The organism is SAR324 cluster bacterium (genome assembly GCA_029245725.1).
Lineage (GTDB): Bacteria > SAR324 > SAR324 > SAR324 > NAC60-12 > JCVI-SCAAA005.
Genome location: JAQWOT010000235.1, coordinates 1 through 22,406 on the forward strand (window position 1 = coordinate 1; position 22,406 = coordinate 22,406).

At 44.8% G+C, this 22,406-nt stretch carries 23 protein-coding genes; 10 read left to right on the forward strand and 13 right to left on the reverse strand.

Annotated features, from left to right (window positions below; translation table 11 throughout):
- The 6 genes from P8O70_13195 to ftsH form a co-directional block, all read right to left on the reverse strand.
- Positions 1-232 (reverse strand): IMP cyclohydrolase (locus P8O70_13195; protein MDG2197815.1); only part of this gene is annotated, 232 nt, incomplete at its 3' end.
- A complete protein-coding gene (locus P8O70_13200; GenBank protein MDG2197816.1) occupies positions 222-1,685 on the reverse strand; it encodes an Rne/Rng family ribonuclease in 1,464 nt (487 codons plus the stop codon). The genes P8O70_13200 and P8O70_13195, both read right to left, overlap by 11 nt.
- Positions 1,682-2,440, reverse strand: a complete 759-nt coding sequence (locus P8O70_13205; GenBank protein ID MDG2197817.1) for a pyridoxine 5'-phosphate synthase — start codon at positions 2,438-2,440, stop codon at positions 1,682-1,684. Before P8O70_13205 ends, P8O70_13200 begins: the two co-directional genes overlap by 4 nt.
- Positions 2,441-2,449: 9 nt before the next feature.
- The gene (locus P8O70_13210; GenBank protein ID MDG2197818.1) at positions 2,450-3,520 is read right to left on the reverse strand and encodes a CdaR family protein; all 1,071 of its coding nucleotides are present in this window, start codon (positions 3,518-3,520) and stop codon (positions 2,450-2,452) included.
- The gene (gene cdaA / locus P8O70_13215; GenBank protein MDG2197819.1) at positions 3,456-4,322 is read right to left on the reverse strand and encodes a diadenylate cyclase CdaA; all 867 of its coding nucleotides are present in this window, start codon (positions 4,320-4,322) and stop codon (positions 3,456-3,458) included. Before cdaA ends, P8O70_13210 begins: the two co-directional genes overlap by 65 nt.
- An 18-nt stretch (positions 4,323-4,340) precedes the next feature.
- A complete protein-coding gene (ftsH, locus tag P8O70_13220) occupies positions 4,341-6,137 on the reverse strand; it encodes an ATP-dependent zinc metalloprotease FtsH (protein ID MDG2197820.1) in 1,797 nt (598 codons plus the stop codon).
- Between the two features lie 237 nt (positions 6,138-6,374).
- On the opposite strand from ftsH, the gene P8O70_13225 reads away from it, so the two are divergent.
- The 5 genes from P8O70_13225 (at position 6,375) to tilS (ending at position 11,205) form a co-directional block, all read left to right on the forward strand.
- The gene (locus P8O70_13225; protein MDG2197821.1) at positions 6,375-7,193 is read left to right on the forward strand and encodes an NAD(+)/NADH kinase; all 819 of its coding nucleotides are present in this window, start codon (positions 6,375-6,377) and stop codon (positions 7,191-7,193) included.
- Between the two features lie 372 nt (positions 7,194-7,565).
- Positions 7,566-8,249, forward strand: coding sequence for an energy transducer TonB (locus P8O70_13230; protein ID MDG2197822.1), 684 nt, complete (start codon positions 7,566-7,568; stop codon positions 8,247-8,249).
- A gap of 2 nt (positions 8,250-8,251) precedes the next feature.
- Entirely contained in the window at positions 8,252-9,484 is a 1,233-nt protein-coding gene (locus tag P8O70_13235; GenBank protein ID MDG2197823.1) for a hypothetical protein, read from the forward strand.
- Between the two features lie 6 nt (positions 9,485-9,490).
- Complete coding sequence (locus tag P8O70_13240; protein MDG2197824.1) at positions 9,491-10,210, forward strand: hypothetical protein; 720 nt, start codon at positions 9,491-9,493, stop codon at positions 10,208-10,210.
- Positions 10,210-11,205: a tRNA lysidine(34) synthetase TilS gene (gene tilS, locus P8O70_13245; GenBank protein MDG2197825.1), complete on the forward strand. Its 996-nt coding sequence runs from the start codon at positions 10,210-10,212 to the stop codon at positions 11,203-11,205. Before P8O70_13240 ends, tilS begins: the two co-directional genes overlap by 1 nt.
- Positions 11,206-11,207: 2 nt before the next feature.
- Here tilS and clpB read toward each other — a convergent pair whose 3' ends face one another.
- From clpB to P8O70_13275, 6 genes are all read right to left on the reverse strand, one after another.
- On the reverse strand, positions 11,208-13,802 hold the full coding sequence (clpB, locus tag P8O70_13250; protein MDG2197826.1) for an ATP-dependent chaperone ClpB: 2,595 nt from the start codon (positions 13,800-13,802) through the stop codon (positions 11,208-11,210).
- Positions 13,803-13,945: 143 nt separating this feature from the next.
- Positions 13,946-15,127: a lipocalin-like domain-containing protein gene (locus tag P8O70_13255; GenBank protein ID MDG2197827.1), complete on the reverse strand. Its 1,182-nt coding sequence runs from the start codon at positions 15,125-15,127 to the stop codon at positions 13,946-13,948.
- Positions 15,128-15,375: 248 nt separating this feature from the next.
- A complete protein-coding gene (locus P8O70_13260; protein MDG2197828.1) occupies positions 15,376-16,671 on the reverse strand; it encodes a M18 family aminopeptidase in 1,296 nt (431 codons plus the stop codon).
- A 5-nt stretch (positions 16,672-16,676) separates the two neighbouring features.
- Positions 16,677-17,837, reverse strand: a complete 1,161-nt coding sequence (locus P8O70_13265; protein ID MDG2197829.1) for a sodium:calcium antiporter — start codon at positions 17,835-17,837, stop codon at positions 16,677-16,679.
- On the reverse strand, positions 17,834-18,490 hold the full coding sequence (gene plsY / locus P8O70_13270; protein ID MDG2197830.1) for a glycerol-3-phosphate 1-O-acyltransferase PlsY: 657 nt from the start codon (positions 18,488-18,490) through the stop codon (positions 17,834-17,836). Before plsY ends, P8O70_13265 begins: the two co-directional genes overlap by 4 nt.
- 101 nt (positions 18,491-18,591) lie before the next feature.
- Complete coding sequence (locus P8O70_13275) at positions 18,592-19,065, reverse strand: hypothetical protein (protein ID MDG2197831.1); 474 nt, start codon at positions 19,063-19,065, stop codon at positions 18,592-18,594.
- Between the two features lie 277 nt (positions 19,066-19,342).
- Between P8O70_13275 and P8O70_13280 the strand changes: the two genes are divergently transcribed.
- From P8O70_13280 to P8O70_13295, 4 genes are read left to right on the forward strand one after another with little or no spacing between them, the layout of a single operon-like run.
- A complete protein-coding gene (locus tag P8O70_13280) occupies positions 19,343-19,852 on the forward strand; it encodes a R3H domain-containing nucleic acid-binding protein (GenBank protein MDG2197832.1) in 510 nt (169 codons plus the stop codon).
- A complete protein-coding gene (locus P8O70_13285) occupies positions 19,839-20,243 on the forward strand; it encodes a ribonuclease III domain-containing protein (GenBank protein ID MDG2197833.1) in 405 nt (134 codons plus the stop codon). The genes P8O70_13280 and P8O70_13285 overlap by 14 nt, the downstream gene beginning before the upstream one ends.
- On the forward strand, positions 20,244-20,510 hold the full coding sequence (locus P8O70_13290) for a hypothetical protein (protein ID MDG2197834.1): 267 nt from the start codon (positions 20,244-20,246) through the stop codon (positions 20,508-20,510).
- A complete protein-coding gene (locus P8O70_13295; protein ID MDG2197835.1) occupies positions 20,507-21,118 on the forward strand; it encodes a septum formation initiator family protein in 612 nt (203 codons plus the stop codon). Before P8O70_13290 ends, P8O70_13295 begins: the two co-directional genes overlap by 4 nt.
- On the opposite strand, the gene rsmI is transcribed toward P8O70_13295, so the two are convergent.
- Entirely contained in the window at positions 21,010-21,738 is a 729-nt protein-coding gene (gene rsmI / locus P8O70_13300) for a 16S rRNA (cytidine(1402)-2'-O)-methyltransferase (GenBank protein MDG2197836.1), read from the reverse strand. The two genes, P8O70_13295 and rsmI, sit on opposite strands and share 109 nt — an antisense overlap.
- Here rsmI and P8O70_13305 point away from each other — a divergent pair.
- Positions 21,731-22,387, forward strand: coding sequence for a thiamine diphosphokinase (locus P8O70_13305; protein MDG2197837.1), 657 nt, complete (start codon positions 21,731-21,733; stop codon positions 22,385-22,387). The genes rsmI and P8O70_13305 overlap by 8 nt on opposite strands.
- Positions 22,388-22,406 lie beyond the last annotated feature (19 nt).

Sequence of the window (22,406 nt, forward strand, 5' to 3'; positions counted from 1 at the left end):
GAATGAGTGAGGGGTCTTCGACCAATGCAGGATCAGCAGGCTCAGTTCGTAAAATTTCATTCTCATACCGCAAACACCGGTTACGACTGTTTGCACTCCGCCCCATGATCCAGTAAAGCCCACCCCAATGGTTTTTGTCAAAACGGCCCAATACAACTCCGCGGCCTGGGTAATCATTGTCTGATAAACTTTTAAGATTCTGCTCCGCAAGTCTTTGGGCTTCAGTAGTCATAAATCTCATACTGCTCATGATGCAGACCATCGGAAGCCTTTATGCTCAATGGAACACCGACTGCTTCTTCAATATCTTTTAAATTGAAATGCTCGTCTTCCCTCATGCTCATTTCGATGTCTGGATGCACGTAAACTGTAACGGATCCCCTACGCTTATCCTGACAGACTCTTTTCAATTCTCTGAAAATTTCTGCTAAGACAGTATTCACAGATTTGATGTGCCCGCTCCCAGCACAATAAGGACAAGGATCACAAAGATATCGCATCAGACTTTCCCGATCACGCTTACGCGTCATCTCGACAAGGCCCATCTCACTAATTTGGAGAATTTTACTGCGAGCCTTATCATTTCTTAGTTGATCTTTCAGTACCTGATAAACCTCCTGGCGATGTTGAGGCTGCTCCATGTCAATGAGATCAATGATGATGATCCCACCTATATTGCGTAATTGTAGTTGATGAACAATCTCTTCAACAGCTTCCAGATTTGTTCGCAAAATTGTCTGTTCATGGCTCTCTTTTCCAACAAATCTACCCGTGTTGACATCAATAGCTGTGAGAGCCTCTGTTTGATCGATGATGAGCGAACCGCCCGAGGGAAGCCAAACTTTCTGGCCAAGTGCTCGTTCAATCTCATTTTCAACCCCAAAATGGTCAAAAATTGGCTGAGAAGCACCATAATACTCAATTAATGAATAATATTTGGGAAGGTATGATTTTACAAACTGACGGATTTGTCGGTACTCCTCCAGTTCATTCACAACCAATTTGCGAACCTCTTTTGAGAGGGAGTCTCTAAGCGTTCTATAAACTACGTTCAGGTCTGTATGCAAAAGACTCGGTGAAGAACTTTTCTCAGCCCTTTGCAGGACTCCATCCCAGAGTGAAACCAGAAAATTAATATCCAAATGAAGATCTTCTTCCGATCTTCCCTCTGCAACTGTTCTAATGATGAAGCCTGCATTTTGTGGCCTGAGCCTTGAGACAATATCCCTCAACCGAACTCGCTCTGAATCATCAGTAATCTGCCTTGATACCCCAACGGTGTTAGAAAAAGGCATATAAACCAAATTCCGACCAGGTAAGGAAATATGGCTTGTAATACGAGCCCCCTTTGTACTGATAGGACCCTTAGAAACTTGGACAATAACGTCCTGACCTTCGGATAAAAGTTGATCGATAGGGATTTTCCCATCAGATGCTTTGGTTACATCACTTTCCAGGCTTTCTGGGAGAATGTCGTCAATATAGAAAAATGCCGATCTTTCTTCGCAAATATCAACGAAAGCGGATTCCATTCCTGGTAAGACTTTTGCCACCCGCCCTTTATAAATATTCCCAACAAGCCGCCGCTCTTGAGGTCTCTCATGATAAAGTTCGGTTAATGCATCCCCCTCTAGAGTTGCAACCCGAATCTCGTGTGGCGAATACTCAATGATAATGTCTTTCATGAGGTTCCCAAGGCCCCACTAACTAGTCTAAGTTCCTGGTGATTGATCAAATCCCTCATCTCTCGAACCGCTTGCTCAAAGCCAACAATAATGGCCCTACTGACAATACTATGACCAATATTCAATTCCCTTAGATGTGGAAGATGACAGATCTCCTGAGTATTCTGGTAAGTCAACCCATGACCCGCATTCACTTGCATCCCGAGTCGATGAGCTTCCAAAGCAGCATTTTCTAGTTTTTGGTAGGCTTCAGAAAGAACTTTAGTATTTGCTTTAGCATGCGCATATGGGCCAGTGTGCAACTCAATATCTGTTGCTCCAAATTTAGCACTGCTTTGAATTTGCTCCATGTCAGGACTTATGAACAAGCTCACCCTCATCCCATTTTCTCGTAGCTCACCAATCGCTTTCCTAAAATCATCTCCTCCACCAACGACATCCAAACCACCTTCAGTAGTTACTTCCTCTCGCTTTTCAGGTACTAGAGTTACTACTTCAGGCTGGATTTCAATTGCAAACTTCAGCATTTCTGCAGTTTTTGCCATTTCTAAATTTAGAACAGTCTGAACAGTCTCTCTCAAAACACGAACATCCCGATCCTGAATGTGACGCCGATCTTCGCGTAAATGAACGGTAATGCCGTTTGCACCAGCAACTTCAGCCAAGCCAGCCGCAGTTACGGGGTCTGGTTCAGAGGCACGTCGAGCCTGCCTCACAGTAGCGACATGATCCACATTCACATGCAAAGAGATCATAAAATCCTTTCAGGGTTCAGTAGAAGAGGGATTTGGAGTTGTCAGTCCTTCAACCAAGCGTTGATTTTCCTGTTTTTCGGAGTCAGAAAGTGGAGTTGACTTGACCCACAGAGAGATAATTGGCCACTGCTGCAATACGCTAACTTGCCTTGGAACAACTGGTTTAGGCGTGATTTGATAGCTGCCCGGAACATACTCAAGCAAGTCTAATGTCCCGTATACGTCACTGCTATTGAGCGAATTCACTACTTCAGGTGGACCTTCGAGAAACAAGTTGAAGGTACTCGGATTAATTAGTGAAACATATTCGGAATTTCTAAAGTATATAGGTACATTGTCAAAGCGTTTCTTGACGGGTAAAGCTCCCAACGTGATCTTCGCACTGTAATAATCAATCCCCTGATTCACGATCTGAAATTCTTGAGAAGGCAAATCAATTTTGACCAACATGTCGATGGAACTGTCTAGATTATTCAGATCAATCTCTCTGGTCATCAACTGCGAGAGTGGATCCAGCAGGCGTTTAGGGCCACGAATTTTAGCAGTTGGGGGAACAATCTCAATCTGCTCCAAAAGATAGCCCGCACCCAGTTGTCCACTGTAGCGTGCTTGAAGAGGAAGCTCTTTTTCGATCAACTCTTCAATTACTAACTCTACCTGATTAGGTGCAATTCTCTCAATATCCAGTGGGACAGGGGTTTGTAGATTATCTGCTTCAACAGGAAATGTATAAGTTCCAGGACGCGCTGTTTCCAGGTCGAGTAGCATCCGGATTTCCGCAGGATTCAGAGAGCTACTTCGGCGCTGGCTTACCATGGCAGCGACATTGACTTGGGTTGGGTTCACTGACACCTGTAGCATTGGTGGCAGATTCGTGAAGATGATGGGAGCGAAAAAGCTGACTTGAACCGGTTTTTCCTCTTGTTTAGCGAGGAACCAAACAGTTAAGGCTAGTACAATCGCGAGGACCTTGAAAGGCAGATTGTTCCGCATGCCAACTTGGAATCGAACTTGGTTATGAAGAAGCTGCGGAATTCGGTGATGATTCTTCTGTTCGACCAATGGAGAGACTGTCGTCAAGGAGAATATCTTCTTCAGCAGATAATTTCTTTGTTTTGATTGAGGATGTCTTGCCACTGAGCAAGCTGAATAGCATTTGCTTTAAGTCTACCTCACTTTCTCTCATAAGCTGACCTTGAAAACCAAGGCTAATCTCCTTCCGTTCCTCTGAGACAATCAAGACCACAGCGTCAGTTTCTTCTGTCAAACCCAAAGCTGCTCTATGTCGTGTGCCCAACATTGTTGAGAGATTTTGATTCATAGAGACTGGCAAGATGCACTTAGCTGCGACCAGGTCCCCCTTGCGACCCAATATCACGGCACCGTCGTGCAACGGCGATGTTGGATGGAAGATACTCAGTAAAAGGCTTTCGCTGACAAGACCATTAATTGGAGTCCCACGGTCAGTAAAATTCCGGAGCCCCACTTCCTTTTCAAAAACAACCAAAGCTCCAATCTTACGTCTAGCCATGGTCCGACAGGCTGCAAGAACTCTTTCTGCAACATCTTGCTGTTGAGCTCGGTTATCCCGAAAAAGAGTAATTAACCCAAACTGAGCCAGTGCGTTCCGGATATCTGCTTGAAACAAAACAACTAGCACCAGTACCAATGAATTTGCCAAGTTATCCATCAGCAAACCGGTAGCATCAAGCTGGAGAAACCTAGCCACCAAATAGAGCACCAGCAGGATGATCATCCCCATCAACATCGGGATAGTCCTCGTGCCCTTTATCAGAAGTAGAATGCGATAGAAGAGGATGGAAAGCAGTAGGATATCAATCAGATCCTGCCAACGAAGTGGTACCAGACTCCAAAAATCCATTTGGTAAGCTTTCCTCGGTCAGTTGATGGCAGGTGGGTTTTTTAGAGTTTCACGAACTAGATTCCCATCGATCGTTTCGGTCTCAATTAGTTGTTCTGCCAAGTAGTCTAGCACTCGTCGATTTGTTTCCAGCAGGTTGAAGGCTCTTTGATAGGAATCATGCAGCAGGCCCCGTATTTCTGTGTCGATCATCTTGACAGACGCATTGCTAAACCACTTGTGCTGGAGCATATCCCGCCCGAGATAAGCGTTGCGCTCCTCGGAATAAGTCAACGGTCCGAGTTCTTCACTCATTCCCCATTGGCAAACCATTTTTCGGGCAATCTCAGTAGCTTTTTTTAGATCGTCAGAAGCCCCGGTTGTGAAGCGATTAAAAACTAGATGCTCTGCTGCTCTGCCTCCCATGATCATAGCTAGTTGTCCAACCAATTTTTTCTTTGAGTAGCTATGATGATCTTCGGATGGTAAGAGTTGGGTCAGCCCCAGCGCTCGTCCTCTTGGAATAATAGTAACCTTGTGAACAGGATCCACTTCAGGAATTGCAGCTGCCACAATTGCATGGCCAGCTTCATGGTAAGCTGTCGTACGCTTTTCATCATCGGTAATTAAAAGGCTACGCCGCTCAGCACCCATCAAAACCTTGTCTTTAGCGTATTCGAAATCGCCTGTATCAACTTGAGGTTTGTCATTGCGAGCTGCCCACAAAGCCGCTTCGTTTGCGAGATTAGCTAGATCTGCTCCCGTAAATCCAGGTGTCCCACGTGCGATGGATTGCAGGTCAGTGTCTGAAGATAGGGGTATTTGCTTAGTGTGAACTTTGAGAATGCTTTCACGGCCACGCAAATCTGGAGTTGGAACAACCACATGTCTGTCAAAACGACCAGGCCTCATTAGTGCTGGGTCCAGCACATCCGGTCGGTTTGTTGCTGCTATTACAATAATTCCCTCATTTGGAGCAAAGCCATCCATTTCAACAAGGAGTTGGTTGAGGGTTTGCTCTCTCTCATCATTACCTCCTCCGAGCCCTGCACCCCGAGCTCTTCCTACTGCATCGATCTCATCTATGAAAATGATGCATGGCGCATTCTTTTTCCCCTGCTCGAAAAGATCGCGAACACGACTCGCACCAACACCGACAAACATTTCCACAAAATCGGAGCCACTGATACTGAAGAAGGGGACACCGGCTTCGCCAGCGATTGCTTTCGCTAATAACGTTTTTCCAGTCCCGGGATCTCCCATCAAAAGTACACCTCTTGGAATTTCCCCACCAAGATCCCGAAACTTATCTGGATCTGATAGAAAATCAACGATTTCTCCCAACTCATCTCGGGCTTCATCGATTCCCTGAACATCCGAAAAAGTAATCGGATTATCCTTCTTCTCCGTTACTTGAGTTCGGATCTTTCCAAAACTCATTGCGCGATTGCCTCCACCTTGCATCTGTCTCATGAAAAAGATCCAAATCCCAATAATTAACAGCATTGGGAACCAACTATTCAGAATTGCCAGAAACACGTTACCGCGCTCTGGAGGACTCACTCGAATTCTAACACTGTTCTCACGAAGATTTTGGTACAAGCCAGGATAATCAGGAACCTGTGTTTGGAAGCGTTGGTTACCGTCTGTAATGCCGATTACATTGTTACCTTGAGCAACGACTTCCAAGACAGACCCCGTCTCTACCTTATCCATGAATTCCGTAAAAGAAATTCTCTGTTCGTTTCCAGAGCGAGAACCCATCATGTTGAAAAGAATCATCATCACCAGACCGATTATCAGCCATATTCCCAAACTACGAATCATTGAATTCACCGTTTCATCTCCATTAACATTTAGAACTGTAAAGAATTAGGATCCATTTTGGGTTTGCAATTTTTTTGGCGCAAACGGATCTTAACTAAAGTAGTTATCTTAGCAGATAAATGAATTATTCCAGCGTTTTTTTAATACTTTGATGCTTTCATACTTGTCATCGAACTGCAAGGTACGACACCCCGCAATGCAAGGCCCAGACATCGGATATCAATTAGCCGAGAGAATAGCCTCAGCATGAAACACATCCCTCAATCTTATCCTCTCGATCTTGGAAACGTTGGCGTCCTGTTGAGCGACTCTATCCAACAAGAAGAGATTGGTCTGCAGATCTGCGAAATCTTGAATGCAACCGATATTCAGGCCCATTTACTTGGTTGGGATTCAGATGCACCCATACCACTGGATATGCTAATCACTGTTGGTGGCGACGGGACAGTACTCTATGCACTCAGTCACTTTCCAAATTGTCCTGTTTTAGCCATCAACTTTGGCAATGTTGGATTTCTCACTGCGAGCAATCGCGGGGACTTGGGGACTGCTCTGCAGCAGGTGCTGAGCGGTCAGTATGTAATCAGCCATCGATCCATGATTTGTTGTGAGCACCCAAATGGTCAACTGCATGCCGTCAATGAGATTGTCCTGAAAGGTACAACTCGAATGCTAACGGTCGATCTATCAATCAATCAAAAAGGCATCCGAAGAATCCGTGGGGATGGAGTCATCGTTGGGACAGCAACTGGGAGTACAGCGTATTTGATGGCTGCTGGTTCTCCGATCGTCATGCCTGAATTGCGCTGTATGATCATCACTGGTTTGAATGAATATGATTTCCGTTCTCGCCCTCTGGTCGTGACTCATGATTCCCTAGTTTGCTTGGAAGTCAGCAAGGAAACTCGTGAGACGGACATTTTCCTAGCTGCTGACGGTGGTGAAAAAATTCCATTGAAATTGGGTGATAAGATTATCATTAGAGAGTCTGTCCGTCAGGCTAAATTGATTTTTAATGATTCAAACTACTTTTTTCATAATCTATCTTCTCGCCTATCTTGGTAACACTTTAATGAAGGCAAAAGTATTTTAGAACATGAGATCTCTTCGCTGGTTACGACCATATCGCTGGCCATTATTTGTATCTATCCTACTTCATGTTGGATTCTTAATATTGCTCATAGGGACTCAACCAGCTTCTGGCAGTAATCGCAGAACCATCGTTCCTCTCTTGTCACTTAATTCAATCCCCGAACTTGGAAAAAGTCAGCCCAAGCGTCCCTTGTCCAAGGAGCAACCTAAGAAAAAAACAAAGACTAAGGAATCCAAGAAAAGCACGGTCAAGGAAACTAAAGAAGATAAAAAAGGCCCGAAGCCCCCCCCCCCAAACCACAAGATAACAGCTTGGCAAAGGCTAACAAAAAAATGGAAGAGATATTGGACAAACCTCAGAATTTTGAGTCCCAGACAGCAACTAAGCGATTATCTGAAGAAAAAACTGACACAACCAAAACTTCCGTTCAGCCTTCACTCACGGAACTTCCTGTACAAAAACAGATTAGTAAAAGTTCATCCCCAGCCATAACAAAGAATTTACCCAAAATTGTTACCAGAAGTGGTTCCAACTTATTGCAAAATAATAAAAAATTAGCTGCAATCATTTCATCCGCTTCCCAACTTCCAGCCAAAGCACCTCCTGTTACCTCTTTACCCAAGCTCATTGAAACCAATCTCTTTGAATTACTGGCTGGTACAGAGTTAGTTCCTATCGGTGCTCCAACCCTAATGTTAGCAATGCAGGCTGCTCCAACAAGCGAGCAATTGAATGACCAGGAGGCTTTGGCCTACTCTGCGCAAATCAACAATGTTATTCTGGCCCTATGGGATGTTCCCTTTCACCTGGTTGACAGCAATTTGACGGTAGTAGTGCGTTTTACGGTGCAGCCCAACGGAAAAGTCATGAAATATCGAGTGGAAGATCTCTCCGGTAACAAAGCTCTCGATAATTCAGTACTTACTCTGATTCGTGACTTGCGGATGTTTCCACCTCTTCCAGATTCATACACGCTGCCTATTTATGAATTTGGCATTCGCTTCAGTCCAAAGCAGTTTCAATTCTGATCATGATGATCCTTCGCAGTATCCTGCTTTTCTTAACTTTATCTGGTATCTCAGGGAATTCACATGGAGTGGACTATTTTGATGTAAATAGCCCAAGGTTTCGGCCATTACAGGTTGCCTTGGTGACCAACCCTCCCGGAGTAAACAGCAAAAACCTTTATAATGCGATTAGAGAGAATCTTGAGCGGACTCTATTCTTTAGTGTAGTTGATCCTGTAGTTGCAGCTGCCAGCGAGCTTGCCTTCATTTGGGATTTGCAACTGAGTAATCAGCACCAAACAGTGCAGGGGATTCTAAAAGATCTTAAAGAACAACGCATTCGCAAAAATTTTGAGATCAGCATCAAGAAAAGTGATCTGCAGCAAGCTGCTCGCGAACTCTCTGACCAAATGATTCAGGAAGTTCTTAATGTTCCTGGTTTAGGTCAAAGCCAGATTGCCTACACTGCAAAGCCACTAGGAAGTAATAAGCAGATTCGCCTTATCGACTTTGATGGTAAAGTGGATGAAAGATTCTCTTATGAATTAGGAGCTTCAAACCTCGCACATTGGTCACCAGATGGCCAAATCCTTCTTTACACCCACTTTACAACGACCTCTACAGAATTAGCTCTGCAACCGGTTGATCGTCCCCGGGCTAGACTGCTGCGATTCCCAAGAGAAATTCAACCGATGGGAGGATCCTGGGGGCCTGATGGAGAAGAGATCCTGGTTACCGTAATGAAAGAAGGGAATGCGGACATCTTCCGGTATCAGTTAAAAACTGGTGAGATGTTTCCTCTAGTCAAGTGGCCAAGCCTGGAAACCTCTCCAGCATGGTCACCCGACGGTCAAACAATAGCTTTTGTCTCTGATCGTCAGAGATTTCGACAACCCAGAATTTACCTTTATGATATTGAAAGTCGGGAGGTAAAGAGCCTGCCTTTTCAAGGTAAATACTCCACCGCGCCTCGATGGTCCCCGAATGGTCGTCAGTTGCTTTTTGAAGCCCAACAAGAAAAATATTTTCAGATTTTTAAATACAACCTCGACACCGATCAGATTCAACAACTTACCTTTGGCCCCTTCAATTCTGAGCAGCCTGACTGGTCACCTAATGGACAGCAAATCGTCTTTAGTTCAAGACGTGGAGGAGTCCACAAACTTTATTTTATGTCAGCTTATGGAGGTCGCACAATTCGTGTCACCAATCAGCCAGCTGGGGTTGCGGAAACAGCTCCAGCATGGAGCAAGTAGGTTTATATGAAGCGAACTCCACAAGTATTCATCATTCTTCTTCTTTTTGCGTCACTTCTTGGGTATTCTTCACTTGTTTCAGCACAATCGAATCTCGGTGCTCAAGTGGCAGAACTGCAAGCAAACTTGGAGCGGCAAGATAAGATTCTTAAGACTCTTCAAGGATTGACAGCTGAACAAGCAAGGACGCAAGGCGAATTAAAGCGTCTTCCGCTTGCAGTCGAAGACCTTGATGAAGTGCAGAGAGATATTCGGGTGATTGCGGAGAGCCTTCAGCAACTTCAGAGGGAGGTCGATGATCTTAGGCGAGATCTGAAACAAGCCAAGCTTACACCGGTACCAGCGAGCCAAAAATCTGGTGGTGAGCCACTGGTCATTGGACTACTCGCTCTACAATCAGGAGACATTAACCGGGCTGTTGACCAACTGCAACCTCTGTTGACTGGTAATAACGATTATCGTAAGGATGATTTGCTGATGGTTTTGGGGAATGGTTTTTTGCAAAGTGGTTATCCAGAACAAGCCGCCTCTCACCTGAGCACACTGGTTCGTACTTTTCCACAAAGCCAACATTTACCATCAGCTCTTTTCTCACTAGGACAGGCGTTCGGAGACATGCGGGATGAATCTCGCAAATATACCATCTGGAAAGCCTTGATTGAAGAGTATCCGAACCACCCGATGGCCCTCAAGGCAACTCGATCTCTGGAAGCCATTCTCCGTTGATGCGTCGCTCTCCCCTTGCTCAGAAACTCTGGGACACGCTAGCAAAAGCTGAAGTCTCTCTTCAAAGCCGCTTCCTAATATGTGTTAGTGGGGGAAGCGACTCGATGGCACTTCTACACCTCTTCAAAGAAATTATTCCTTCTTCTCATCTCCACATTCTGCATTGCAACCACGGAGTACGAACTGAAGCCCACCATGATGCAGTCTTTGTTGGTGAACAGGCCAAATTGCTCCAAATTCCCATCCATCTACGCATCCACGCAGGCTTGAAGCAGTTACCCAGTGGTTTTCAAGCTGCCGCTAGAGAATGGCGACGTCAGGAAGCTGAATGTCTCTGTAAATTGCTGAAACTTTCTTTCATTGTGCAGGGCCACCATAGGGAGGATCAATTAGAAACTCTCTTACATCGAATTTTGCGCGGAACACACCTGAGCAATTTACAGGGAATAAAGGTGAAGCAAGGACACTGGCTCCGTCCTCTCCTTGGCTTCACAAAGCTCGAACTCAGAAATTATCTCCTCCAGTATGCTCAAATCTGGAAAGAGGACCCAAGCAATGCCGAAAGCAAGTACACTCGAAATTATCTGAGGCATGAGGTGATCCCCAAACTGCAACAAGTTGCTGGGGGAGCATTGGGACAAAGGCTCCAAGAACTCTCCCTACAAAGCTTAGCTTTGCAGGAACACCTTCAAGCAGAACGAGAAAATATCTGGACAAAAGTATGTATCCAAGACACCGATGTCCTAAAGATCCGTAACCTAGAATTAATCCGATTGTCTGACCTTGTATGTTGGGAGATTCTTCATCACTGGTTAAAAATGAATCACCTTAATCCCAGTTTTGAGCGATTGCAGGGTTTAGCCAAACAGGTCAAAAAATCACCACGTACCCCCTGGTGCTGGCAGATTGGAAAGGGTTGGCAAGTTAGATCCAAAAGCAGCCAGCTCATCCTTGAAAAAATCGTTGAAGCTTCAACAAAAATACCGCGTGATTAGATTTAGCCTACAGGCTTGAACTCGATTCTTCCATTTCTCAATTGAACATTGAGTTTCTGCCCATCTTTGATGGTTCCTGAGAGAAAAGCTCTTGCCATGGGAGTCTCCAGTTCCTTCTGAATTGCTCGTTTAAGCGGACGTGCTCCGTAAAGTGGATCAAATCCTTTTTCTCTCAGAAATTTCATTGTGTCTGGGCTCATCTCTAGTTCAATTCTGCGCTCATCTAGTCTCTTCTGTAATCTCTTCAACTGGATCTGCACAATTTCCAGCAAATCTTCTTGTTGCAGAGGATTAAATACAATCGTGTCATCGACCCGATTGAGGAACTCAGGACGGAAGTGCCCGTTCAACTCGGCCAGGACAGACTGTCGAATGGATTGGAAATCCACTTTGTTAAGGGTCTGCTCCATGATCCTTGTGGAACCGAGATTGGACGTCATCAGAATAAGTGCATTGCGAAAATCTACGGTCCTGCCCTGAGAGTCTGTCAGTCGACCATCCTCCAAAATCTGTAGTAAAATATTGAAGACATCGTAATGGGCCTTTTCAATCTCGTCGAAGAGAATCACACTATAAGGTCTCCGACGAATCGCTTCGGTCAACTGACCTCCTTCTTCGTAGCCCACATAGCCTGGTGGAGCTCCGATCAGTCGAGCCACAGCATGTTTTTCCATATACTCAGACATATCGATTCGCACCATGCTTTGCTCATCATCAAAGAGAAACTCTGCTAATGCGCGGGCCAGTTCAGTCTTACCCACTCCAGTTGGCCCAAGAAAAATGAAACTCCCGAGGGGTCGTTGTGGGTCATTGATTCCGGAACGTGCTCTCAAAACCGCATCTGAAACCGTCTCAATCGCTTGATGCTGTCCCACTACACGCTGTTGTAAATGTTCAGGAAGGCGTAGCAATTTTTCATGTTCACTTTCCAGCATTCTACTGACAGGAATTCCAGTCCATCGAGCCACAATCTCAGCAATGTCATCACTGCTGACTTCTTCACGTAAGAGTTGGTTCTGATGCTGCTCCGCAACCATCTGGGCTTGTCTAAGCTGATTATCCAGATCTCTCAAAACTCCGTATTCCAATTTGGCAGCTTCTTCCAAATTGTAGTTTCGCTTTGCCTGTTCAATTGCAAGTCGGGTTTCCTCGAGTTGCTTTTTAAAATCGTTCAAGGATTGCAATGATTCTTTTTCCTTACTCCATTGCAGCGTTAGGGTGTCCATTTTGTTCTGCAAATCTGCCAACTCACGACTGAGAACCTCGAGACGCTGGATAGAGGCTGAATCCTCTTCTTTCTTCAAAGCTTCTTTTTCAATTTCGAGTTGCAGAATTCTTCTCGAAATTTCATCCATCTCTGCTGGCATTGAGTTGATCTCAACTCTAAGTTTTGCAGCAGCTTCATCCATCAGATCGATAGCTTTATCAGGCAGAAACCTATCCGCAATATAGCGATTGGAAAGGGTAGCTGCTGCAATTAGCGCGTTGTCCTTGATCCGGACTCCGTGGTGAATTTCATAGCGTTCTTTCAGACCACGCAAAATTGAAATAGTGTCTTCAACGGTTGGTTGATCGACCAAAACTTGCTGAAACCGACGTTCCAGCGCAGGGTCTTTTTCGATATTTTTCCGGTATTCATCCAGCGTGGTTGCCCCAATACAATGTAATTCACCCCGGGCTAGCATCGGCTTCAGCAGATTACCAGCATCCATAGCACCTTCTGTCTTCCCAGCTCCGACTACTGTGTGTAATTCATCTATAAACAGAATGATTTCACCATCAGATTTTTGCACTTCCTGAAGAACAGCTTTCAGGCGTTCTTCAAATTCACCCCGATACTTAGCACCGGCAATCAAGGCTCCCATATCCAGGGATACGATACGTTTATCTTTCAAGCTATCTGGAACATCATTACGAACAATTCGTTGGGCCAAACCTTCCACAATTGCAGTTTTACCAACTCCAGGTTCTCCAATTAGCACAGGATTATTCTTTGTGCGACGTGATAGAACCTGGGTAACTCTACGAATTTCATCATCTCTTCCAATCACCGGATCCAGCTTGCCTTCCTGAGCTTGCTTGGTGAGATCCTGCCCATATTTTTCTAAAGCTTGGTAGGTTTCTTCAGGGTTTTGTGAATTAACCCTTTGATGGCCTCGAACTTCTTCCAATGTCTTACGAACTTTCTCCTTTGTAATTCCACAGTCTGCCAAAAAGCTCCCGGCACTACCCTTCTTACCCTCACCCACCAAAGCTAACAGCAGATGCTCGACGCTGATGAAGGAATCCTTCATCTTCTTAGATTCTTCTTCAGCATTGACGAGGACCTGATTTAGTTCTCCTGAGCCACTGACTTGCTTTGCGGAGGATCCACTGAGAGTAGGTAACGCATCTAACTTTTTTGTGAGCTGCATCTGAAAAGTGGGTAAAACAATTTCCATCTTCTCCAACAATCGCGGAATCAGACCATTTTCTTGAGCAACCAGTGTTTGCAGAAGGTGAATACTGATAATCTGAGTGTTTTGCCTCCGAATCGCTTCATTCTGAGATGCCTCTAGGGCAAGCAAAGATTTTTCTGTGAATTTTTGCGGATCCATAAAATTCTCCAATAATTCATTAATTGTTAGCACTCATATTATTTGAGTGCTAACAAAAAAACAAGCGTTGCTTTTGGTCACCAGTTCTCAAGTCGAAGAGCATTATTCAAAATAAATTTTTCTCAAATTTTGAGGTAGTTTATCTACGGCCCATCCACAGAGGTCATGAATTGATCATAGCCTGTCATCTCAACGTACCCTATGCCTTGTATGGGTTGTCCATTCTGAGTGCCTTGCACACGAACTGATCCTTCCCAATAGGAAACCGTAGTTTCTAATTCCTGGTCACTCATTCTAGGTAAAATTTCCAGATCAAGGTTTTCAGAAGCTAGCTTCAAGGTCCACCCAGCGGGATAGGATGCTCCACTCTTAGGGCTTTTCCAAAATTCAACAACCCGGAGGGCTACTTCTTCAAAGTTCAGATTTCGACTTTCTCCATTTGGATTGACCAATTTGCCTGAACTTTGTTTGTCCGGTTTTCCTTCTTTATCTCGCAGTTGATAATACATCAAATCTGTCCCATCGTTCAGTTGCAATGCGAACCAGTCCCAGCCTACTTGGTTTGATTCAAGGACACTTGTACTCCACTCACGATCCAGCCAACTTGAGCCAGTAACATCAAAAGTTCCTTGAGGAGTTGTCACTTCACCACTCGCAATCATTCGAGTGAAAGAATAGTAATAAGAGGCATTGCCCGGTTCTTTCCCTTTCTGGCTCAGTCCCTGATTTCCCTGAAGTACCAATGGCTTACTTGGAGTTACTTCTAGATTGATTCCAAATTCTTCCGTCTTAGCAAGTAGTTGCCATTTCATCGGATCGTTACCAACTCCTTTGATCTCCCAATCATCTAACCAAATTTTTAGAGGCTGTGCTTCTACTCCAGCCAAACCCAAAGCAGCACGTTGAAAGCGTTCAGCGTGGTAAAAGCGATCTTCCTGAATATCAGAAAGAGCTAAGTGCCCCATAAAGAGCTGGTTGGATCTCCAAGGTGAAACTGATTGTTTTGGAAGTTCTGGCACCAGCGAATTTCGAAACAAGGTAACTTGAAAACCGAATGGATGCCCGACTTCACTCTGCAGATTCCCAGTAAAATACCACCACTCATTGCGAAATTCTGGATGATCAGCGTGATCACTGGGAAATGAAAAAGACCTTGGCTCCAATGCACGTGCATAGCCAGATACATCTCCACCCCCCAATGCCTCTGCCACATTTAAGTTGCTGTTACTCTGTATTGGCAGATCTCGTTGATGAAGTGCGTACCAAGAGAACCCAAGGAGAGTAAGAAAACCGCAGAAAACCAAAATCAATTTGTAGTATCGCATTCACCTCATGAAATGAAAGTAAGGGCGTTGTCACCAAAAATTATGGGATCTTGATCTGAGAGAAAAGTCTAAGAATGTTTAGTGTAAGATAAAATAATGAATGAAAATAGGTAACTATATTTGGTAACAGTAGATAAGTGGATAAAGGAGGGAGAGCTTGTTAGATCTTCACTGACTGCATTTAAGCAAATTCTTGATTGGAAATCAGAACTTTTGAAAACCAGAGCAATTATTTAGCTGAAAGTGCTTCAGTTTAAAATCGGAAGGTGTTCTTGATAGATGGCTTGGAAGGCTTTGATTAGGTAATCTGTGTCAAGAGAACCACAAGTCTCTCTGATTGAGTGCATGGCAAGCATCGCAGCACCCACATCAACTGTTTCTACCCCAAGACGTGCTGCGGTGATCGGACCAATCGTGGAACCACAGGCCAGATCGGTGCGCATCACAAATTTTTGAACAGGGACATCACACTGATAACAGATTTGTTCGAACCAAGCTTCTGTCCTTGCCGAGGTAGCGTAACGGCCTTGAGAATTCCGTTTGATGACTGGTCCTTCATTCATTTGAGGAAAGTGATTTGGATCGTGCTGTTCTGCGTAATTAGGATGAACAGCGTGCGCCATGTCTGCCGATACAAGGATTGAATTGGCTACTGCACGTTCGTAGGCCTGTGGAGATCCAGTCTGCTCCGCCAGTCTTCTGATAACAAATTCCAGAAAAGAGGATTGAGCACCCTCCGTTGTTTGACTACCAATTTCTTCGTGATCGTAACAAACCAAAACCTGAGCCCATGGCATCGTAGAGTTGGAGTGACAAAGTGCCTGCAACCCTGTGAAGCAACAGAACAAGTTGTCCAGACGTGCTGAGGCAATGAATTCCAGATCTGGCCCCCAGCACTGAGCGGATTGTGTGTCATAAAGACTTAAATCCCAACTACGGATCTTGCTCACATCCAAATCCAATTCCTCTGCAAGCCAGAACTTCAGGGCATCTTCAGTTTCCCAGTTTTGACTCTTAGTCAAAATGGGTGGCAGGTGTTTTTGCTTATTCAGTTGTAGGCCTTTATCATTTACCTCACGATTCAGATGAATCGCCAGCTGTGGAATTCTGGCCAGTGGTTGCCTACAGAGAAGAGGATAAGTCTTCAGCCCATTTTCAGACTCAACGAAGATCCTTCCTGCCAAAGACAAATCTCTGTCAGTCCAAGTCCCTAACAAAACTCCACCATATACCTCTACTCCCAGTTGACGGTAGCCACTACGGATAATATTTGGATGGGGCTTGAGCCGTAGATTGGGGCTATCGGTATGGGCTCCAACAATATGGGCTCCATGATCTGGGAGAGATTCTCCCTGAATCCAAGCAACAATACTTGTTTCACCCCGAGTGACGTAGTATTTTCCACCCTGCTCCGTCTCCCAAAGCTGGCTTTCTCGCAACTCAAGGAAGCCACTGTCTATGAGTTGATGCTTGATTGACTGAACTGCATGGAAAGGCGTCGGAGACAAATTCAAAAATTGGAGCAAGTTCGAAACGGTTGACATAAAAATTACAGGGCCATTGCGACTAAAATAATCAGTAAGTAGATACCAAACATGATTGTGGATTTTGTCTTGGTAAGTGTGTAGTTATCACTCCAGAAGAGATAGATTGCCAACGCAGTAGCCCCGACCAGCATATACACTAATTCGATCTGCGGTAAATTCACTGGAGTAACGGACCCGGTCAACACCAAAGCAAGTAGGATTGGGACACTTAGGCAAATACAAATATCAAAAATATTGCTTCCGAAAACATTGGATATTGCAGCATCGTAATTACCCCTTTTCGCGCTCAGAACAGAAAGTACCGTATCTGGCACCGAAGTCCCGGCTGCGATCACAATGAAGCCCATGATCACGGCATCAATACCAAGAAGATCACCAAGCTGGATGGAGGCCTCAACCAATATGTGCGAGGCTAAGCCCATTACCAGCATCATTCCTAAAATCCACTTCCATGCGTGAGGTTCGTCCCGAATTTCCAGTTCAGATTCTTCTTCCTCTTCAACACTAGCCTCAGTTTCTGCTGGAACACTCACATTATTGTCCTCTTCAGCCAAATTTCTTTTGTGTTTGCGATAATCAATGTTTAACCAAAAAATATAGCCCAAGTAAGCGAGGATAAATAATGCAGCAACACCAAAACCCCAAGCATTTGGGAATGCCAAAAGAGCTACGAGCAATAAAATGACCACGCCAAAATACATTAAACTGTCTCTCCACACCACCTCCTTACCAATTTTCATTGGCCCTTTTGCAACTAGGCCTGCAGCAGCTGGAATGATTAAGACATTGTAAAGTGCAGAACCTACAATTGATGAAATACCTACTTCCGCTCGCCCCAATAAAATCACAGCAATTATAGCAACACAAAATTCTGGGAATGAACTCGCAATAGCATCAATCACTGCAGCTTTAATAGATTCAGGGAGTTTGTGCTTCTCCTGAACGTAGTCTGCCGCTGGCTGAAAAAAATCTCCCGCTCGCCAAATAGCAATAGAAGCGAAAACAATTAGACTCACCCACAAAAGAAACGATACTGGCCAAATTTTAAGCCCCACCAGATACAGGATAGCCAAGGCCATGATCACCACCGTTAGGTTTGCAACATGGTGGTAAATTCCCCCACCAAAGAAAAAGCGCAGGGGCTGGACAAGGTTAAAATTCATTGTGATCTCTGAGAAGAATTGTTCGAAGAAGAGCTTTGCAAAACACCCTCACTACCCTCACGTAATCGCCGAAGATTATCGCGATGGCTATACAGAAGTAGGAGACTCAAAGCAAACTGAATTGCACTTAAATCCCATGTTGGGAATTCCCACACCATGCCTGGCAAAACTAAGCTCACAGGCGGCAATACACAAAGCATCACGATTGCGGAGAAGCTTGATATTTTTTTCCAGGCAAACATCAGCAACCACGTTCCCATGCCAACTAAAGCTAAAGGATAATAAACAGCCAGCAGTGTTCCAATTTGACACGAAATCCCCTTACCACCCTTGAAGCGCAGAAAAATTGGGAATACATGTCCAAGAACTGCGAAAGCTCCAACAAGCATCAGGGTTCCCAATGCAGGTTCGGGCGTTGACTCTTCCACCAGCAGCGCATCTGCTATCAAAACAGCAAGCCACGCTTTACCGAAATCAAGTATAAATGTTAGCGCTCCCGGTAATTTTCCACCGACTCTCATTACATTGGTCATACCAATGTTTCCACTACCTTGCTGGCGGACATCAATACCTAACCAGAACCGGCTAATCAATAGTCCAAAGGGGATGCTCCCAAGAAGATAAGCTATCAGGAGAGAAATGAGGAGGGACATTTTAATTGGCTTCTAAAACGGTGGAAAAACCGCTGGAGTGCTTGAAAAAATTTGATTTTCAAGCACTCCAGTGATCACATACCTCGTCTGCCAACTCAATTTCAACTTTTCAGTTCGAGATCTCCCATGAGGCTGTCATCAACGGCGAAATCGAAATCTGGTTCCAGTTCTAGTGGCGGACTTGCTTCAGGAGAATTGTTTGTCTCACCTTCTTTAGTTTGCTGCGGGGCTGGTCCAACCGGAGCAGGTTGACTCATAGGTGTTGAACCAAGTTGAGCTCCATACGGATAGGATTGAGCCTGCCTACGCTGCAACTGTGCCGGACTCGGCACAAGTATCGCTGCAGTCAGCAACAGCAGCGCAAAAGCGAAACACCCACAATAAATGAGACCGTTAAAGTACAGATCGTACTTTTGCTTATCAAGATAATAAGTTACGGTTTCAAAACCACTATAAGTTTGATAGCTGACCTTACCCATACCACTGTAAAAGTAGTACATTCCGAAGGCCATCATTCCAAGTGTTGCTAAGAAACCAATCGTGTAGAGATTGGAGTAAGTTTGATTTTCAGGCATATGCCCTTTTGATGACTTAAAGCCCAAGGCGCAGCAGTCCTCATCTCGTCACAGAGACTGGGCAAACTTATTGCACTTTGGACAGAATCTAGCTCCAAATTCTTAAAGAATTTATGGAGCCAAGTTTTTGCCTTAATTGACCTATCGGCTGTTTAAAACAAAACTTGAGTCCTTTTTTCGATTGCCTCTCTGGACTTCTTGCTTTAGCACTATTATTTAGCTTCTATCTCCCCGGGACGAGCCCGGCAATTCATCAACGACCGAAGTCCACATCAACATGACAGACAAATTTCAGGATAAATCTCAGGTCATTGAAGCTGAGTTAACCCCCCAAGACGAAGAATTTCTTAAAGAAATCAATCTGCAGATTCTAAAATTCCTTGAGAAAGACGAAGAAATTTTAGAATTTGACCCGATGAACTCCTACCAACGTAGGCTCGTACATCAGATGGGCTCGTTATATCAACTCAGCAGTAAATCTGTGGGTAGCCGAGATGAGCGTTATGTCTGTTTGCTCAAATCACAATCGCTTGGAGAAATTCTGGCTGCACCAGAAAAACCAGAAGAGTCCCAAGATCTAGCTCCCCGAAGCGGAGTAATGATTGATAGAGGCAATGAAATCTTTTATTGCCGCCCCGGTCAGAAGATTGTTTTAAGAGCCGATGGCAGCTTCGGAGTCCCGACTTCGGATAACACCATGAAAGTGTTGGATGAGAGAGAGATGGACAACGGTATGTTTCGAATTCAACGCAACCACTTGATTTGTCCTCAGGATGAGCAGTGGTGAGGACTGGAAGGAGTGGTCAAACTTTGGTTTGGCCTACTTAGGCGATGCTATCTTTGAGCTTTGGTGTCGCAAATATGCTTTGCAGAGAAGTCAAAGTGCCAGCAAGGTGCATCAGTGGGTGGTAGAGTTAGTACGCTGTCAAACACAATCAAAGCTGGTTTCTCTTTGGTACGGAATGCTGAATGAGGAAGAGCTTCAAGTTTTTCAACGTGGGAAGAACCAGAAACCACAAACACGGCCTAAGCATGCAACGGTTGAGGAATATCGAATGGCGACAGGCTTTGAATGTGTTATCGGCTATTGGCATCTTCAACAACGTGATCGGCTAAACGAAATGATGCATCTTCCAGAATCTAGAAAATTGATTGAGGCACACACTGCAGAAATCTAAATGAACGTTTACTTGACTGCATTATTGTTTATTTTGACGATTGGAGTCGTGACTTTTCCCCTTTTTTTTAGCCGAATCCAACGGCATGAACTCCAGAAAGACCAAGCAAATTTAGATACCGGTGAATCTGACGCACTATTGAGTGCACTCAGCGAATTGGAGGACGATTTTCAATTAGGACGGCTAAATAAAGACGAATATCAGCAGCAGAAATTTCGACTGCAGCGTCAATATTTGAAGCTTAAAGAAACCCCAGAAAACGGATGATGAGCCAGCTTCTGAAAAATTTGCGCCGGCCCTCCACTCTGCCAAATTCTAAGCAGAAGCGGGGAAAACAAACACATAATGCCAAGGAACGCGTCCTTTACATCTGGGGTTTGTTTAGCCCCCCCAAACCCTCCGCAGTTCAGGCTAAACAAGCAGACACTGAGATTCGTCCCATCTCAATGATGGGTCTACTTATCGGTTTTCTGCTGATTATGACTTTGGTGGGAGTGGTAGGTGATTACGGCGTGCTAGCCACCTCAAGACTCAATGACCAAGATTTCCGCTTGCGTCATGAAATGCAGGAAATGCGAGTTCAGGAGCAAGAATTGCTAGCGGAAGTCCAAGCTCTGCGAACAAGCTCGGAATACATCGATTTTCTAGCTCGGCGTGATTTGGGATTAGTCAAGTTGGATGAATTGATCTACTACTTACCCAAACACATCTCTCTGCCAAGAGAATCCTCCTACTTAGTCTTTCCTTCTAGTAAACACCCTCGTCGTCAAGTTGAGCGAGTTTTAGAGGCCTTACACCCTTTGGAAAATCGACCAGACACTCTGTTATCCACCAGTAATACAAACTCTCCCTTGAATGGGAAAGCTTCACAGTGAGCTAGTAATTTTTTCAAATTACCTCTAAGAACTCTCTCGTCTGGGTAACTGAGTCGTACGCAAAGACTTGCAGGTTGCTGACCCCCCAACTCTCCTGAAACGTCTTTCAACAACGGAATTAAGCGGTACGGGGCTTCATAAATCACCAAGGTGGTCTGCAAACGTTTCAGGCTTTGCAGGGCCTTTCGGCGCAACTCTGTCTTCCGGGGAAGAAAACCGACACAATAAAAATCCTGACAAGGCAGCCCACTGACAACTAATGCCGTCATCAGTGATGAAGGCCCGGGTAAAGACACAATTTCACCCTGGCTTGCGATGATAGCTTGGATCAAGCGATATCCGGGATCTGCAAAAACTGGAGTTCCTGCATCAGAAATTAATGCGAGCTGTTTGCCATCTTTCAGCAAATTAAGTAAATCCCTGATCTGCTCTGACTCATTGTGTTCGTTGAGGGTTCGTAGATTTTGTTGAATTCCGTGATGCTTGAGAAAACGGCTGCCGACCTTCCGTTCTTCACAAATCACTTCATCGACAGTTTTCAGAACTTCCAGTGCCCGTAAAGTAATATCACCCGCATTTCCAATTGGAGTTGGAACGAGAAAGAGTTTGCCCATGGACATAGGACCTAATTCACCAAAGGCTTTGGTAGTGGGAAACGGAGAGACGCCTTCTCAAACCTTATTGGCTCAATTTTGGGACAAAGTAGACTTGAGGATCGGAGCGGATGGTGGTGCAAATCGATTATTGTCGTTAGGGCTAACACCTGATTTTGTAGTAGGAGATCTGGATTCACTTACTGAAGCAAATCGAAAGCAATTTCAAGCTTCCCAGTTGCATCTGGTAACCGATCAAGAAACCAACGATGTTTCAAAAGTTCTTGAATTTTGTCATCATCAAGGGATCCAGGGTGTTCATCTCTTAGGAATGCAAGGGAACCGGACAGATCATTTCATGGCCTGCTTGGACTCTTGCTTTGGCTTCAGAAATCTGCTGGAAATCAGCATGTGGAGTGAGGCTGAGCGGATAGATCTTTCCACTGGGAGATGGTCTGCCGTGCTACCTATAGGTACCACAGTTTCCTTGATCCCAGCTTTTGGACCTGTGACTGAAATTACTAGTTGGGGCTTAGGTTATGCACTTGCTGGTCGAAGTCTGTGTCCTGGTCAGCCACCGTGTGGTGTTTCCAACCTGAGTGTTCAACCAGATGTCAGAATCAAATTTTCCGAGGGCACTTTGCTTGTTGTTACTCAACTAAAGCAAATCGAGTAAAATGGGGTATGGGATTTCA